At 44.3% G+C, this 15702-nt stretch carries 14 protein-coding genes and 1 riboswitch; of the genes, 7 read left to right on the top strand and 7 right to left on the bottom strand.

All coding sequences use genetic code 11. The annotated features are described in order from the left end of the window. The first annotated feature begins 19 nt into the window (after nt 1–19). Both argR and mutS read left to right on the top strand, forming a co-directional pair. Nucleotides 20–466, top strand: coding sequence for an arginine repressor (argR, locus tag ACVX3R_RS08450; RefSeq protein WP_001231483.1), 447 nt, complete (start codon nt 20–22; stop codon nt 464–466). 50 nt (nt 467–516) lie between these two features. Further along, on the top strand, nt 517–3051 hold the full coding sequence (mutS, locus tag ACVX3R_RS08445) for a DNA mismatch repair protein MutS (RefSeq protein ID WP_458794863.1): 2535 nt from the start codon (nt 517–519) through the stop codon (nt 3049–3051). A gap of 41 nt (nt 3052–3092) precedes the next feature. On the opposite strand, the gene ACVX3R_RS08440 is transcribed toward mutS, so the two are convergent. Together ACVX3R_RS08440 and ACVX3R_RS08435 are read right to left on the bottom strand one after the other, a co-directional pair. Further along, complete coding sequence (locus ACVX3R_RS08440; RefSeq protein ID WP_458794862.1) at nt 3093–3551, bottom strand: DUF3021 domain-containing protein; 459 nt, start codon at nt 3549–3551, stop codon at nt 3093–3095. After that, a complete protein-coding gene (locus tag ACVX3R_RS08435) occupies nt 3548–3988 on the bottom strand; it encodes a LytTR family DNA-binding domain-containing protein (protein ID WP_458794861.1) in 441 nt (146 codons plus the stop codon). The genes ACVX3R_RS08440 and ACVX3R_RS08435 overlap by 4 nt, the downstream gene beginning before the upstream one ends. Nucleotides 3989–4195: 207 nt before the next feature. Here ACVX3R_RS08435 and mutL point away from each other — a divergent pair, with 207 nt between their 5' ends. After that, nucleotides 4196–6145, top strand: a complete 1950-nt coding sequence (gene mutL, locus ACVX3R_RS08430; protein ID WP_458794860.1) for a DNA mismatch repair endonuclease MutL — start codon at nt 4196–4198, stop codon at nt 6143–6145. A 153-nt stretch (nt 6146–6298) separates the two neighbouring features. Here the strand turns inward: mutL and ACVX3R_RS08425 are convergent, their stop codons facing one another. Further along, nucleotides 6299–6796 (bottom strand): helix-turn-helix domain-containing protein, encoded by a 498-nt coding sequence (locus tag ACVX3R_RS08425; protein WP_458795685.1) that lies wholly within the window; start codon nt 6794–6796, stop codon nt 6299–6301. Nucleotides 6797–6954: 158 nt separating this feature from the next. On the opposite strand from ACVX3R_RS08425, the gene ruvA reads away from it, so the two are divergent. Together ruvA and ACVX3R_RS08415 are read left to right on the top strand one after the other, a co-directional pair. Then, nucleotides 6955–7548, top strand: a complete 594-nt coding sequence (gene ruvA / locus ACVX3R_RS08420; protein WP_458794859.1) for a Holliday junction branch migration protein RuvA — start codon at nt 6955–6957, stop codon at nt 7546–7548. A gap of 9 nt (nt 7549–7557) precedes the next feature. Continuing rightward, complete coding sequence (locus tag ACVX3R_RS08415) at nt 7558–8121, top strand: DNA-3-methyladenine glycosylase I (RefSeq protein WP_458794858.1); 564 nt, start codon at nt 7558–7560, stop codon at nt 8119–8121. Between the two features lie 83 nt (nt 8122–8204). On the opposite strand, the gene ACVX3R_RS08410 is transcribed toward ACVX3R_RS08415, so the two are convergent. The 4 genes from ACVX3R_RS08410 to ACVX3R_RS08395 form a co-directional block, all read right to left on the bottom strand. Beyond that, nucleotides 8205–8468, bottom strand: coding sequence for a SemiSWEET family transporter (locus ACVX3R_RS08410; protein WP_009729667.1), 264 nt, complete (start codon nt 8466–8468; stop codon nt 8205–8207). Between the two features lie 105 nt (nt 8469–8573). Continuing rightward, entirely contained in the window at nt 8574–9608 is a 1035-nt protein-coding gene (locus tag ACVX3R_RS08405) for a S66 family peptidase (RefSeq protein WP_458794857.1), read from the bottom strand. 137 nt (nt 9609–9745) lie between these two features. Then, nucleotides 9746–10423 carry a DUF1129 domain-containing protein gene (locus ACVX3R_RS08400; RefSeq protein WP_458794856.1) on the bottom strand — a complete coding sequence of 226 codons (678 nt, stop codon included), beginning with the start codon at nt 10421–10423 and terminating at the stop codon, nt 9746–9748. An 11-nt stretch (nt 10424–10434) separates the two neighbouring features. Beyond that, entirely contained in the window at nt 10435–11379 is a 945-nt protein-coding gene (locus ACVX3R_RS08395) for a magnesium transporter CorA family protein (RefSeq protein ID WP_000815618.1), read from the bottom strand. Between the two features lie 137 nt (nt 11380–11516). On the opposite strand from ACVX3R_RS08395, the gene uvrA reads away from it, so the two are divergent. Then, nucleotides 11517–14348 carry an excinuclease ABC subunit UvrA gene (uvrA, locus tag ACVX3R_RS08390; RefSeq protein ID WP_458794855.1) on the top strand — a complete coding sequence of 944 codons (2832 nt, stop codon included), beginning with the start codon at nt 11517–11519 and terminating at the stop codon, nt 14346–14348. Beyond that, nucleotides 14341–15402: a M24 family metallopeptidase gene (locus ACVX3R_RS08385; RefSeq protein ID WP_458794854.1), complete on the top strand. Its 1062-nt coding sequence runs from the start codon at nt 14341–14343 to the stop codon at nt 15400–15402. Before uvrA ends, ACVX3R_RS08385 begins: the two co-directional genes overlap by 8 nt. 55 nt (nt 15403–15457) lie before the next feature. Next, a riboswitch (M-box (ykoK) riboswitch) is annotated at nt 15458–15609 on the top strand. The last annotated feature ends 93 nt before the right edge of the window (nt 15610–15702 follow it).

Raw genomic sequence — 15702 nt, 5'->3', positions numbered from 1 at the left:
ATTCACTTAAGAGGATAATATGAGAAAAAGAGAACGGCATCAATTGATTAAAAAGATGATCACCGAAGAGAAACTTGGGACACAAAAAGAGATTCAAGATCGTTTAGAAGCTCGTAATGTTTATGTGACACAAACGACTTTGTCACGTGATTTGCGTGAAATCGGCTTGACCAAGGTTAAGAAAAATGATATGGTGTATTATGTACTAGCAAATGAGACAGATAAGATTGATTTAGTTGAGTTTTTGTCTCATCATTTAGAAGGAGTTGCAAGAGCAGAGTTCACCTTGGTACTGCATACCAAACTTGGGGAAGCTGCAGTCTTAGCAAACATTGTAGATGCAAACAAGGATGAATGGATTTTAGGAACGGTTGCTGGTGCTAATACCTTATTGGTTATTTGTCGAGACCAGCACGTTGCCAAGCTGATGGAAGATCGTTTGCTAGATTTGATGAAAGATAAATAAGGTCTTGGGAGTTGCTCTCAAGACTTATTTTTAGCAAGGAGAGACGGAAAATGGCAACAGAAAAGCTATCACCCGGCATGCAACAGTATGTGGATATTAAGAAACAATACCCAGATGCTTTTTTGCTTTTTCGAATGGGTGATTTTTACGAGTTGTTCTATGAAGATGCAATTAATGCAGCGCAAATTTTGGAAATTTCCTTAACAAGTCGGAATAAAAATGCAGAAAATCCGATACCCATGGCGGGCGTCCCCTATCATTCTGCCCAACAGTATATCGATGTTCTGATTGAGCAGGGCTATAAAGTTGCCATTGCAGAACAGATGGAAGATCCCAAACAAGCGGTTGGTGTTGTCAAGCGAGAGGTGGTTCAGGTCATCACACCTGGAACGGTCGTCGATAGCAGTAAGCCGGATAGTCAGAATAATTTCTTGGTTGCCTTAGATCGTGATGGCAATCAATTTGGTCTGGCTTATATGGATTTGGTGACGGGTGATTTCTATGTGACGGGGCTGTTGGATTTTACGTTGGTTTGTGGGGAAATCCGTAACCTCAAGGCTCGTGAAGTGGTGCTGGGTTATGACTTGTCTGAGGAAGAAGAACAAATCCTCAGCCGTCAGATGAATCTGGTGCTTTCTTATGAGAAGGAAGGCTTTGAGGACCTTCATTTACTAGATCCACGACTGGCAGATGTGGAGCAAGCAGCAGCTAGTAAGCTGCTCCAGTATGTTCACCGGACCCAGATGCGGGAATTGAACCACCTCAAACCTGTTATCCGCTATGAAATCAAAGATTTCTTGCAGATGGATTATGCGACCAAGGCTAGTCTGGATTTGGTTGAGAATGCCCGTTCAGGTAAGAAGCAAGGCAGTCTTTTCTGGCTTTTAGATGAAACCAAAACAGCTATGGGAATGCGGCTCTTGCGTTCTTGGATTCATCGTCCTTTGATTGATAAGGAGCGAATCGTCCAACGTCAAGAGGTGGTGCAGGTCTTTCTTGACCACTTCTTTGAGCGCAGCGATTTAACGGATAGTCTCAAGGGTGTTTATGACATCGAACGTTTGGCTAGTCGGGTTTCTTTTGGCAAGACCAATCCCAAGGATCTCTTGCAGTTAGCGACCACCTTATCCAGTGTACCACGGATTCGTGCGATTTTAGAAGGCATGGAGCAGCCTGCTCTGGCCTATCTTATCGAACAGTTAGATGCCATCCCTGAGTTGGAGAGTTTGATTAGCGCAGCGATTTCTCCCGAAGCTCCTCACGTGATTACGGAAGGTGGCATTATCCGAACTGGATTTGATGAAACCTTAGACAAGTACCGTCGTGTGCTCAGAGAAGGAACTAGCTGGATTGCTGAGATTGAGGCTAAGGAGAGAGAAAACTCTGGCATCAGTACGCTCAAGATTGACTACAATAAAAAAGATGGCTACTATTTCCATGTAACCAATTCGCAACTGGGAAATGTACCTGCCCACTTTTTCCGCAAGGCAACGTTGAAAAACTCAGAACGCTTTGGTACTGAGGAATTAGCCCGTATCGAGGGGGATATGCTGGAGGCGCGTGAAAAGTCAGCCAACCTAGAATATGAAATCTTTATGCGCATCCGTGAGGAAGTCAGCAAGTACATCCAGCGCTTGCAGGCTCTAGCCCAAGGAATTGCGACAGTTGATGTCTTGCAAAGTCTTTCAGTTGTGGCTGAGACCCAGCATTTGATTCGACCTGAGTTTGGAGAGGGTTCACAAATCGATATCCAAAAAGGGCGTCATGCTGTCGTCGAAAAGGTCATGGGAGCACAGACCTACATTCCAAACAGTATCCAGATGTCAGAAGATACGAGCATTCAACTGATTACAGGACCGAACATGAGCGGGAAGTCAACCTACATGCGTCAGTTAGCCATGACGGCGGTTATGGCCCAGCTGGGTTCCTATGTTCCTGCTGAGAGTGCCCATTTGCCTATTTTCGATGCCATCTTTACTCGTATCGGAGCAGCAGATGACTTGGTTTCAGGTCAATCAACCTTTATGGTAGAAATGATGGAGGCCAACAATGCCATTTCGCATGCGACCAAGGACTCACTCATTCTCTTTGATGAATTAGGTCGAGGAACTGCGACTTATGATGGGATGGCTCTTGCTCAATCCATCATCGAATACATCCATGAGCATATCGGAGCCAAAACCCTCTTTGCGACTCACTATCATGAGTTGACCAGTCTGGGGTCTAGCCTGGAACACTTGGTCAATGTTCACGTGGCAACCTTGGAGCAGGATGGGCAGGTCACCTTCCTTCACAAGATTGAACCAGGGCCAGCTGACAAATCCTACGGTATCCATGTGGCTAAGATTGCTGGCTTACCAGCAGAACTTTTAGCAAGAGCGGATAAGATTTTGACTCAACTGGAGAGTCAAGGGACGGAAAGTCCTGCTCCGATGAGAGAAACAAGTGCTGTCACAGAGCAGATGTCACTCTTTGATGCGCCTGAAGAGCATCCTATTCTAGCAGAATTAGCAGAACTGGATGTTTACAATATGACACCTATGCAGGCTATGAATGTCTTGTTTGAGCTCAAACAAAAATTATAAAAAGAGCCCATTCACATTTTTGTGAGTGGGCTTTTTCTCTATTACTTTTTATGGGCCAAGAGTTGATTGATGTGGTCTACTTTTTTTGCTTCTCTTTTATAGAGAATAACCCAGATGATGAGGTAGACGATCGCAAACTCTGGAATAAGCTGGAGATAGAAGGTCCAGTGGAAGGGGAACCAACCAGCCAGAGTTGCTAGTGGAACAAAGCCAGCCAGCATGAGGAAGAAATGGGAAAGTGTGGCACGGAGCAGGCTCCAGTCACGATTGAATAAGCGGCTGCCAAAGCTAAAGAGAACGCCGATAGCTGACCAGATAATCGTGCAGTAGAGCAAGACCAGGGCACCATGAACCTGATGTTGAACCATCACTTGGCCGATAAGAGACTCGGGACTCAGTGGGGCATAGGTATTTGGTGCATAAATGAGTGAAAAGATGATAGAGAGGATGAGGCCGATGAGGACGCCAGCAGCTGCGTCGTGAAATACTTGTTTTTTCATAGTTCTAATTTCTCCTTGATGGTTTTTAGGTAACGGCGTGAAGAGTAGGTGAAGCTTTCGTTTTTTAAGAAAATTTCAACCAGACCGTTGGGCGTGAGCTTGAGATGAGAGATCGAGTCGATATTGACGATTTCAGATTGGGAAATTTGGATAAAAGTGGTCGGTAGAATTTCAAGAACTTGATAGAGTCGCAAATCAATGCTGTAGGTCTGACTCGACGTTTCTGCTAGAACCTTTCGATTCTCGATATAGAAGCGCTGAATCTTGCCAATTTCAACTAGATAGACCTGACCATCAATCTTTCCTTTGATTGTTTCTTTTTGGTCAAGATTTTCAGCAAATTCGATGACTTTTTGGACTTTTTTGGTTTCTTGAGGTGCTTGGACAATCAGCTTTTCTTCCTTGTAAAACTCGCTAATCTGTAGTTCTACTTTCATAAATTTTTCTCCTTACATTTCATACAAAATTGTGATCACTTCCTGTACACCTTTATTAAACACTATTTTACGACCCATGGCAAGGGACTTTGTCTATGTGGAGGGATTTGGAGTCTATGTGGCGCTTGATTTTTCGGTCCTATCTGAAATATGGTATAATAGCACTAATCAATTTCTAGGAAAATAGATACAGAAAGGGGCTGAAAGATGTCTCATATTATTGAATTGCCAGAGGTGCTGGCAAACCAGATCGCAGCAGGAGAGGTCATCGAACGTCCTGCCAGTGTGGTCAAAGAGTTGGTAGAAAATGCCATTGACGCTGGTTCTAGCCAGATTATCATTGAGATTGAAGAAGCTGGTCTCAAGAAAATTCAAATCACTGATAATGGTCATGGAATTGCCCACGATGAGGTGGAATTGGCCTTGCGTCGACATGCGACCAGTAAGATAAAAAATCAAGCAGACCTCTTTCGGATTCGGACGCTTGGTTTTCGTGGTGAAGCCCTGCCCTCTATCGCTTCTGTTAGTGTGCTGACTCTGTTGACGGCAGTGGATGGTGCGAGTCATGGGACTAAGCTAATCGCGCGTGGGGGTGAAGTTGAGGAAGTCATTCCAGCGACTAGTCCTGTGGGGACCAAGGTTTGTGTGGAGGACCTCTTTTTCAACACACCTGCCCGTCTCAAGTATATGAAGAGCCAGCAAGCGGAGTTGTCTCATATCATTGATATTGTCAACCGTATGGGATTGGCCCATCCTGAGATTTCTTTTAGTTTAATCAGTGATGGCAAGGAAATGACGCGGACAGCAGGGACTGGTCAACTGCGTCAAGCCATCGCAGGAATTTATGGTTTGGCGAGTGCCAAGAAGATGATTGCCATTGAGAATTCTGACCTAGATTTCGAAATTTCAGGCTTTGTGTCTTTGCCTGAGTTAACCCGAGCAAATCGTAACTATATCAGCCTCTTCATCAATGGCCGTTATATCAAGAACTTTCTACTAAATCGTGCTATTCTTGACGGTTATGGAAGCAAGCTCATGGTGGGACGTTTTCCACTGGCTGTCATTCACATCCATATCGATCCTTATCTGGCTGATGTCAATGTGCATCCGACCAAGCAAGAGGTGCGAATTTCTAAGGAAAGAGAACTAATGGCGCTGCTTTCAGAGGCCATTTCTAATAGTCTCAAAGAGCAAGCTCTGATTCCAGATGCTTTGGAAAATCTTGCCAAGTCGACCGTGCGTAATCGTCAAAAGGTAGAGCAGACCATTCTCCCACTCAAAGAAAATACGCTTTACTATGAAAAAACAGAACTCTCAAAGCCTAGTCAAGCTGAGGTAGCTGATCATCAGGTTGAATTAACTGAGGAAGGGCAGGATTTAACCCTGTTTGCCAAGGAAACCTTGGAGCAACTGACCAAGCAGACCAAACTCCATTTCGCAGAGAGAAAACCTGTCAGCTATGACCAACTAGATCATCCAGAGTTAGACCTTGCTAGTCTCGATAAGGCTTATGACAAGCTGGAACGAGAGGAGTCATCTAGTTTCCCAGAGTTGGAGTTTTTCGGACAAATGCACGGGACTTATCTCTTTGCCCAAGGGCGAGATGGCCTCTACATCATAGACCAGCACGCGGCTCAGGAAAGGGTTAAGTACGAGGAGTATCGTGAAAGCATCGGCAATGTTGACCAGAGTCAGCAGCAACTCTTAGTGCCCTACATCTTTGAATTCCCAGCAGATGATGCCCTTCGTCTCAGGGAAAGAATGCCTCTTTTGGAGGACGTGGGCGTCTTTTTGGCAGAGTACGGAGAAAATCAATTTATCCTACGTGAACATCCTATCTGGATGGCCGAAGAGGAAATCGAATCAGGCATCTATGAAATGTGTGACATGCTCCTCTTGACCAAGGAAGTTTCTATCAAGAAATACCGAGCAGAGCTGGCTATCATGATGTCCTGCAAGCGGTCTATCAAGGCCAACCATCGTATCGATGACCACTCAGCCAGACAACTCCTTTATCAGCTCTCTCAATGTGACAATCCCTATAACTGTCCCCACGGACGTCCCGTTTTGGTGCATTTTACCAAGTCGGATATGGAAAAGATGTTCCGACGTATTCAGGAAAATCACACCAGTCTTCGTGAGTTGGGGAAATATTAAGAACACAAAAAGCCTTTGTTCCTTTTTGAACAAGGCTTTTTAGTTTTTCTAAGGTAGGAACTTTGATTGGATTTGGGCAAGTTTACACGAGGTTTACACTTGCTTGACAAGACCAGTCCTATAAAAAGTGTTGTGAAAACTGAACTAGGTGATTCAAGATTTTGTAGAGTCGTCATGGTCTAAAGGATTCTCAAGACCAATCACCTTATCAAGATAACGCTGTTTGGTTTTGAGAGCCTTGTTGATAGCAACTGCAGAAGCAATCAAGAGAACGAAGGTCAGCCAAATCCAGGCAGTGAATTCAGCTGGGAAACTAGAACCAGCTAAAAAGAGATAGATGGCCAGAGCTAAGACGAAAATATAAATCACTCGCCAGAGGCCATAGGATTTAACCTCTTTATAGTATTTGTCCTTGTCTTCTTCCAAGGTCACTGCTGTGGAACCTTTTTCAGAGTTTTCATCCAGTAGTAGATAGTCAGTTGTTACTTGGAAAATCTTGCTTAATTCAATGATTTTTTCGATTTCTGGAAGGACTTGTCCAGACTCCCATTTTGAGATGCTTTGCCGAGAAACGTTGATTTGTTCTGCTAGCTTTTCCTGGGACCAACCTTTTTCCTTGCGGAGCTCAAATAGTTTTTCTGCGAGTTTCATCATTCTATCCTCCTTTTTCTACCTCTATCCTAACAATTTTTACTTATAATGAGAATACAATCTCCTGTACTATTTGTCAACCAGAGGTTGCACCTTTTGTTGCAGTCTGTCTTGGGAAAATATGGTATACTAGATAGGCAAAATAATGGAGAAAAACTATGTACGAATATCTAAAAGGAATCATTACCAAAATCACTGCTAAATACATTGTCCTAGAGACAAATGGTATCGGTTATATCTTGCATGTAGCCAATCCCTATGCTTACTCAGGTCAGGTTAATCAAAAAACTCAGATCTATGTGCACCAAGTTGTCCGTGAGGATGCCCATCTGCTCTATGGTTTTCGCTCAGAAGATGAGAAGAAGCTCTTTCTCAGTTTGATCTCGGTTTCAGGGATTGGTCCTGTATCAGCTCTTGCTATCATCGCTGCCGATGACAATGCTGGCTTGGTTCAAGCAATCGAGACCAAGAACATCACCTACTTGACTAAGTTCCCTAAAATTGGTAAGAAAACAGCCCAGCAGATGGTGCTGGACTTGGAAGGCAAGGTAGTCGTGGCTAGTGATGACCTTCCTGCTAAAGTCGCAGTGCAAACCAGCGCTGAAAACCAAGAACTGGAAGAAGCTATGGAAGCCATGTTGGCGCTGGGCTACAAGGCGACCGAGCTCAAGAAAATCAAGAAATTCTTTGAAGGAACGACGGATACAGCAGAGAACTATATCAAGTCTGCTCTTAAAATGTTGGTGAAATAGGAGAAGTCTATGCCAAAACGTTGTGGCTGGGTAAAAATGAATAACCCTTTATATGTAGCCTATCATGACGAGGAGTGGGGACAGCCCCTCCATGATGACCGCGCCCTTTTTGAGTTGCTTTGTTTGGAGACCTATCAGGCTGGTCTGTCTTGGGAAACGGTGCTAAACAAGCGCCAAGGATTCCGAGAAGCATTTCATGACTATCAAATTCAAGCGGTCGCAGAGATGACAGATGCGGAGTTGGAAGCCTTGTTAGATAATCCAGCTATCATCCGAAATCGAGCCAAGCTCTTTGCGACGCGTGCCAACGCCCAAGCATTTTTACAAGTCCAGAAAACCTATGGCTCTTTTGACACTTATCTCTGGTCCTTTGTTGAGGGAAAAACTATCGTGAATGATGTTCCTGACTATCGCCAGGCACCTGCTAAAACAGTCTTGTCTGAAAAATTAGCCAAAGATCTAAAAAAACGAGGTTTCAAGTTCACAGGCCCAGTTGCCGTTTTATCTTTTCTTCAGGCTGCAGGTCTGGTTGATGACCATGAGAATGATTGTGAGTGGAAAAACGGAAATTAGTGAGTGCAGGCGTTTAATTATCTGAGAATATAGAAAAAAGCTGAGAAACTCCTCTCAGCTTTTTGATTATATGCTAGTAACTTTTATAGTGCAGTGAGAAATGTCAGTCCACCTAAGACAACGCCAGCTGAGTTTGGAATAATTAGTATCCAATCCTTCTTAGGTTCTTTTGTCCATCCATAAATAACCCAAATTAAACAAGATACTGCTGCGGATAAAGGCTGGAATGGTTGAGCTTTGTTGCCTTGTAAATTGGCAAAAATTTGTGGGATGTAGGCGATAAATACAATAATTCCAATAAAGGCCCCGATTGAACCGACAATTCGATTAATTTTTTGTTTTGTCATATATACCTCCTTTAAAAAGATATCATAGAAATTAGCGAAATGCAATAAATTCAGACACAAATTGTAACGAAAATCAATACAAAAGCACAAAAATGGAGAAATTGTTTATTTTTTGTTATAGTCAAAGCGAATGACTTGTTCATTTGCATCCACATAAGCATGGACGCCAAAGGGCACAATGGCTCTTGGTGTGGCATGACCAACGTTTAGATTATAGACAATCGGGATATTGCTATCAATGATGTCCATTAGCGCCTCCTTATAGTTGTCATAGAAGGTTTCATCCATAGGTTTCCCGACCAAGAGTCCACTGATGACCTCAAATACCCCAGTTTCTTTCAAAGCCTGCAACATTCTTTTGAAGTCTTCCGGTTCAGGCTTTTCTTCACTTGTTTCTAGCAAGAGGATCTTTCCTTCCCAGTCGGATAAGTCAGGGAAGAGTTTGTACTCTTGGCAGAGAACTGTGCTGTCTGCGTATCGAGAATTGTCAAAGATATCGTAGAGGGACTCAAGACAACCACCGAGGATTTCCCCCTCAAACTGAGCATTTCCTTGTAACAAGTCAAAACCTGTATTTACATGACTGACCCGAGCTGTTCCTAGAGCATTGGGACTAAAGTCAGTCCGCTCCTCGAACCAAAGGTCGCTAGGGTGGATTTCTAAGATTCTCCCAGTCTTGATCAGTTCTTTAAAGTAGTGGAGGCTATAGGATAACATTTCTTTATCCAACTCACAAATGTCTGCCAGAAAGGATTGCCCATAAAAAGTCTTGACCCCTAGTTTATGCAACATGAGATGGTTCATGGTCGTATCTGAGAAACCGAGAAAAATCTTTTGTTTGATAACCTTTTGTAGTTGGTCATTTTCAAAAAGATAAGGTAGCAAACGATAGGTATCATCCCCACCGATGGCGCAGAGGATCATGTCGATGCTATCATCCGAAAAGGCCTGCATCAAATCCTCTGCACGTGCCTCCGGATGGTCCTTGATAAAGTCTAAACCTTTTAGCGAATGGGGCAAAAAGATAGGATTGAGTCCCAGATCCTTGAGACGTAGGAGACCCAAATCAACTTCGTATTTGACAAAATCCTCTCCGATAACACCGCTAGACAAACTAACAATACCAATAGTAGAAACCATATCTCATCCTCCTAGAAATAGATTGAGCCTATTTTATCACAAAAGATGAGAGAAAACTATGGCGAATGTCAGAAGAATGCTTTTAAATCAAGAAAGTAGTAAAAAGCAACCGCCTGAGCAGTTGCTTATTTATTATCTTAGTAACGGGATGGTCCCGCACTTGCGCTTCGGATGTTGAAACGTTTCTTGAGATAGAAGCGAAGGGCGAGAAGGACAGCTCCTAGGATAGCCAAAGGCAATGGAGCAAGGACTGGATTGAGGCTGGCTGGTAGGAAGCTTGTTGCAAAGAAGACAACCAACCAAAGGACCATGGAGGCCAGGATGACGAGGATTGATTTCCAGAATGGAGGACGTTGGCTACGGTCTGTGTCTGGTCCATAATACTGGTAGACAAAGTAGTACATCAAGTAGAAGGCAAGTCCTCCTACAAGTCCAACCAACAAGAGGGTAATCAAACCATAGCCAATAGCCTGGTCTGTAGAGAAAAAGTTGGTCAGGGCGCTAATCAATGCAAAGAGGCTGGTGATGAAAAGGGCTGAGTCCATAATCATGAGTTTTGGATCATCATTTTCTTTTGGATGCTCTTTTTCGTACTGTTCCTTGACTGTGAAACTGTGAGCCCAGTGAGTTGGAGCGCCGTAGAGGGAACGAGCTGTTGTTCCTTTGACTTGCTCTTCAAGGATTTTAGGAATGACTTCCTCAAAAACAGCCTTGATTTCAGCATCTGTTTTACCATCTTTGATAAATTGTTGGGTAGCGATGTGGATAAACTCTTGGTTTTTCTTAGTTAATTTTTGTAAATCAATCTGAGACATAGGGATTCCTCTTAGAACCATTTTTTATGGATGAGATAGAGAGTGAGCGAAACACTCATAGCAAAGGCGATAAAGACGATTAACCAGAAGGCGTGCGGCTCACCGTTCAAAGGGATTTCATTATCCTTGAAGTTCATCCCGTAGGCTGAGAAGATCATGGTTGGGACAGACATAACGATGGTCACGAGAGCCAGGGTCTTCATGATGTTGTTCTGGTTATTGGAAATGATAGAGGCAAAGGTCTCTGTCATAGAGTGAAGGACATTTCCATAGATATCTGCCATCTCGATGGCCTGTTGGGTTTCAATCAGAGTGTCTTCGAGTAGGTCTTCGTCTTCTAGGTATTTCTTGATATTGCTAGTTGCGCTAGTCAATTTCTTAATCACGCGCTCATTTGTCTTAAGTGAGGCTTTGAAATAGACGATGGTCTTTTCCAATTCCATGAGCTCGATCAGCTCTTCGTTTCGAGTGGACTTGTGAAGTTGACTTTCGATTTGTTCACTCTTACGGTCAATCGAACGAAGGGCAGTCAGGTAAAGCTCAGCATTGCGATAAAGGAGTTGAAAGATAAAGCGTGACCGCATGAAAGTGTAGAAGTTACGCAGCTTACGGTTGATGAAGACATCGAGAACTGGGAGGGATTCCAAGCAGGTAGTGATAATGGTTTCCTCGGTGATGATAATCCCCAGCGGAATCGTTACGTAGTAGGTGCGGTTATTTCTCTCCTCTGTGATGGGGACGTCCACGATGATCAAAGTATACTCGTCTTCAATCGTAATACGAGACATTTCCTCCGCATCGAGCGGTGCTCGAAGGTCGGCGATATCAATGTCAAAGGCATTAGCAATTTCCAATGATTCATTTTGTGTAGGATTGACGAGGTTGATCCAAGTACCCGGTTCAAGCGTGTCGATCTCTTTAAATTCAGTTGTTGTTGAGAGAAAAACTTGTTTCATATCCCCTATCCTTTCCTACTATTTCAGTGATTCATTTTTTGCACCGTACTATTATACTACAAAAACAGCTTTTTGGGTAATAGAATTTCACATTTTTTGGTATAATGGAAAGCAATAATGGACTAGAAAGAACAAAGATGCAAGATAAAATTGTGATTCATGGGGCGCGTGCCCATAACTTAAAAAATATTGATGTGGAGATTCCGCGAGACAAGCTGGTTGTTGTGACTGGTTTGTCAGGTTCTGGGAAATCCAGTCTGGCCTTTGATACCCTCTATGCTGAGGGGCAAAGGCGCTATGTAGAGAGTCTATCAGCCTATGCTCGCCAGTTCTTGGGCAATATGGAAAAACCAGATGTGGATGCCATTGATGGTCTCAGCCCAGCTATTTCCATCGACCAGAAAACTACCAGCAAAAACCCTCGTTCGACCGTGGGAACAACGACTGAAATCAATGATTATCTGCGTCTCCTCTACGCACGTGTGGGGACGCCTTACTGTATCAACGGGCATGGGGCTATCAAGGCTTCTTCTGTAGAGCAAATCGTGGATAAGGTCTTGGAATTGCCAGAACGCCAACGTCTGCAAATTTTAGCTCCGGTCATTCGTAAGAAAAAAGGGCAACACAAGAGCGTCATTGAAAAGGTTCAGAAAGACGGCTATGTCCGCGTCCGTGTGGATGGGGAAGTTTATGATGTGACCGAAGTGCCAGAGTTGTCCAAGAGCAAGCAACACAATATTGATGTTGTGGTCGACCGTATTGTCATCAAGGAGGGCATTCGTAGCCGTCTCTTTGATTCCATTGAGGCTGCCCTTCGTATCGCAGAAGGTTATGTCATTATCGACACTATGGACGATTCTGAGTTGCTATTTTCTGAGCATTATGCCTGTCCAGTTTGTGGCTTTACTGTTCCAGAGTTAGAGCCACGTCTCTTCTCCTTCAATGCTCCGTTTGGCTCGTGTAGTGAGTGTGATGGTTTGGGCATCAAGCTGGAGGTGGATGTTGACTTGGTGGTTCCTGATGCCAGCAAAACTTTACGTGAGGGAGCCTTGGCACCTTGGAATCCTATCTCATCCAACTACTATCCAAATATGCTAGAGCAGGCCATGACAGCCTTTGGAGTGGATATGGATAAGCCCTTTGAGGACTTGTCAGAAGAAGATAAGAACGTGATTCTCTACGGGTCTGATGGCAAGGAATTCCATTTCCACTATGAGAATGAATTTGGTGGTGTGCGTGATATTGACATTCCTTTTGAAGGAGTTGTCAATAATATTAAGCGTCGTTACCATGAGACTAACAGTGATTACACGCGCACCCAGATGCGTCTCTACATGAATGAGCTGACCTGCGGAACCTGTCACGGCTACCGTCTCAATGACCAGGCCTTGTCTGTTCGTGTGGGTGGTGAGCAAGGGCCGCATATCGGAGAAATTTCAGACCTGTCTATCGCAGACCACTTGGACTTGGTGAGCCAGTTGACCTTGTCTGAAAATGAAGCCATCATTGCTCGTCCTATCCTCAAGGAAATCAAGGATCGCTTGACCTTCCTCAATAACGTGGGACTCAACTATCTGACCCTGTCACGTTCGGCAGGAACCCTTTCAGGTGGTGAGAGTCAGCGAATTCGCTTGGCAACCCAGATTGGGTCCAACCTATCAGGTGTCCTTTATATTCTGGATGAGCCGTCCATCGGTCTTCACCAGAGGGATAATGACCGCCTGATTGCCAGTTTGAAAAAGATGCGTGACTTGGGCAATACTCTCATCGTGGTGGAACACGACGAAGATACTATGCGCGAGGCGGATTACCTGATTGACGTTGGTCCCGGTGCCGGTGTTTTTGGTGGGGAGATTGTTGCCGCAGGAACCCCCAAGCAGGTGGCTCGTAACAGCAAGTCTATCACAGGACAGTATCTATCAGGAAAACGCGCGATTCCTGTACCGTCAGAACGCCGTGTTGGCAATGGTCGCTTTATCGAAGTGACAGGTGCGCGTGAGAACAACTTGCAAAATATCACCGCTCGCTTCCCACTCGGGAAATTCATTGCGGTAACAGGCGTTTCTGGCTCAGGGAAATCAACCTTAATCAACAGCATCCTCAAAAAAGCCATTGCCCAGAAGCTTAACCGCAATTCAGACAAACCTGGTAAGTTTAAGACGATTACAGGGATTGAGCATGTAGACCGCTTGATTGACATTGACCAGAGCCCGATCGGACGAACGCCGAGGTCTAACCCTGCTACCTATACGGGGGTCTTTGACGATATACGTGACCTTTTTGCCCAGACAAATGAGGCTAAGATTCGTGGTTACAAAAAGGGGCGTTTCAGTTTCAACGTCAAGGGTGGTCGTTGCGAAGCCTGTTCAGGTGACGGGATTATCAAGATCGAGATGCACTTTTTGCCTGATGTTTACGTGGCTTGTGAGGTCTGCCATGGGACTCGCTACAACAGTGAAACCCTTGAAGTGCACTACAAGGAAAAAAATATCTCGCAGGTTTTGGACATGACCGTCAACGATGCGGTGGAATTCTTCCAACATATTCCAAAAATTCAACGCAAACTTCAGACCATCAAGGATGTGGGGCTGGGCTATGTAACGCTAGGTCAACCGGCTACCACCCTTTCTGGGGGAGAAGCCCAGCGTATGAAGTTGGCTAGCGAACTCCATAAACGCTCGACAGGAAAATCTTTCTACATTCTGGATGAGCCGACGACAGGGCTTCATACCGAGGATATCGCTCGCTTGCTTAAAGTCTTGGCTCGCTTTGTCGACGATGGCAATACCGTCCTTGTTATCGAGCACAATCTAGATGTTATCAAGACAGCAGACCATATTATTGACCTAGGACCTGAGGGCGGTGTCGGTGGTGGAACCATCATCGCAACAGGAACTCCAGAAGAAGTAGCGGCCAACGAAGCCAGCTACACAGGACACTATTTGAAAGGAAAGTTACATCATGAATAAACGTGTACAAGCATTTCTAGCTAAAATGCAAGAAAAAGAACTAGATGGCATCATTATCAATAACCTTAAAAATGTTTACTACTTGACTGGTTTTTGGGGCTCAAACGGAACAGTCTTCATCAGCCGTGACCGTCAGGTTTTGGTGACAGATTCTCGCTATATCATTGCAGCTAAGCAAGAAGTAACAGGTTTTGAGATTGTGGCTGACCGCGATGAATTGGCTGTTATTGCAGGCATTGTTAAGGATATGGGCTTGTCTCGTATCGGTTTTGAGGACGAGATTTCGGTCTCTTATTACCACCGTATGCAGGCAGCGTTTGCAGGGATCAACTTGCTTCCACAGACTCAGTTTGTAGAAGCACTTCGTATGATTAAGGATGAAGCGGAGATTGCGACTATTCGTAAGGCATGTTCTATCTCAGACCAAGCTTTCCACGATGCACTTGACTTTATCAAATCTGGAAAGACTGAGATTGAAATTGCCAATTTCCTTGACTTCCGCATGCGGGAGCTAGGAGCATTTGGCTTATCCTTTGATACAATCCTAGCAAGTGGTATCAACTCTTCCAAACCCCATGCCCATCCAATGCACAAACCGGTTGAAGCGGGAGAAGCCATTACCATGGACTTCGGCTGTCTCTACGACCACTATGTCAGCGATATGACACGTACCATCTATCTAGGCCATGTCAGTGACGAGCAAGCAGAAATCTACAACACAGTTTTGAAAGCCAACCAAGCTCTGATTGACCAAGCCAAGGCAGGTCTAGGTTTCCGTGACTTTGACAAAATTCCTCGTGATATCATTGTGGAAGCAGGCTATGGAGAATACTTTACACATGGTATCGGACACGGTATCGGACTGGATATCCACGAAGAACCCTACTTTAGCCAAACTTCCAAAGAAGTCATTAAATCTGGTATGGTCTTGACTGATGAACCGGGTATCTATATTGAAGGTAAATACGGGGTTCGTATTGAAGATGATATCCTGATTACAGATAACGGTTGCGAATTGTTGACTCTAGCACCGAAGGAATTAATTGTTATTTAAGAAAATTATGATAAATCGTTGACTTTTATATTTTAAAGGTTTATACTGATAAACGAAAACGGTAGGTGAGGCTACCATAGGGATACGGATGACTACCGCAAAGCAGTGGAGACACTACTCGTTGGTCAACAGTCCTGGTCGCGAAGGCCAAGACTAAGCTCATTTCATTGCCCTATGGAGTTAAAGCTTGAACGAAAAAACAGATAATTAGTTTTTTAATCCTGCCATTTTATGGCAGGATTTTCTACTGTTTTAGAACAGGGAAAGGAGACAGACGATGCAAATTGACGACCACCCAGA

The sequence above is a fragment of the Streptococcus sp. 517s genome, from assembly GCF_054445985.1.
The sequence above is the reverse complement of the archived record's forward strand: the minus strand, read 5'-3'. Positions and strand labels throughout refer to the sequence as shown.

Coding starts and splice junctions, on each gene's coding strand:
- argR (WP_001231483.1), top strand. CDS start 20: ATGAGAAAAAGAGAACGGCATCAATTGATTAAAAAGATGATCACCGAA.
- mutS (WP_458794863.1), top strand. CDS start 517: ATGGCAACAGAAAAGCTATCACCCGGCATGCAACAGTATGTGGATATT.
- ACVX3R_RS08440 (WP_458794862.1), bottom strand. CDS start 3,551: ATGAAAAAACAAGTATTTCACGACGCAGCTGCTGGCGTCCTCATCGGC.
- ACVX3R_RS08435 (WP_458794861.1), bottom strand. CDS start 3,988: ATGAAAGTAGAACTACAGATTAGCGAGTTTTACAAGGAAGAAAAGCTG.
- mutL (WP_458794860.1), top strand. CDS start 4,196: ATGTCTCATATTATTGAATTGCCAGAGGTGCTGGCAAACCAGATCGCA.
- ACVX3R_RS08425 (WP_458795685.1), bottom strand. CDS start 6,796: ATGAAACTCGCAGAAAAACTATTTGAGCTCCGCAAGGAAAAAGGTTGG.
- ruvA (WP_458794859.1), top strand. CDS start 6,955: ATGTACGAATATCTAAAAGGAATCATTACCAAAATCACTGCTAAATAC.
- ACVX3R_RS08415 (WP_458794858.1), top strand. CDS start 7,558: ATGCCAAAACGTTGTGGCTGGGTAAAAATGAATAACCCTTTATATGTA.
- ACVX3R_RS08410 (WP_009729667.1), bottom strand. CDS start 8,468: ATGACAAAACAAAAAATTAATCGAATTGTCGGTTCAATCGGGGCCTTT.
- ACVX3R_RS08405 (WP_458794857.1), bottom strand. CDS start 9,608: ATGGTTTCTACTATTGGTATTGTTAGTTTGTCTAGCGGTGTTATCGGA.
- ACVX3R_RS08400 (WP_458794856.1), bottom strand. CDS start 10,423: ATGTCTCAGATTGATTTACAAAAATTAACTAAGAAAAACCAAGAGTTT.
- ACVX3R_RS08395 (WP_000815618.1), bottom strand. CDS start 11,379: ATGAAACAAGTTTTTCTCTCAACAACAACTGAATTTAAAGAGATCGAC.
- uvrA (WP_458794855.1), top strand. CDS start 11,517: ATGCAAGATAAAATTGTGATTCATGGGGCGCGTGCCCATAACTTAAAA.
- ACVX3R_RS08385 (WP_458794854.1), top strand. CDS start 14,341: ATGAATAAACGTGTACAAGCATTTCTAGCTAAAATGCAAGAAAAAGAA.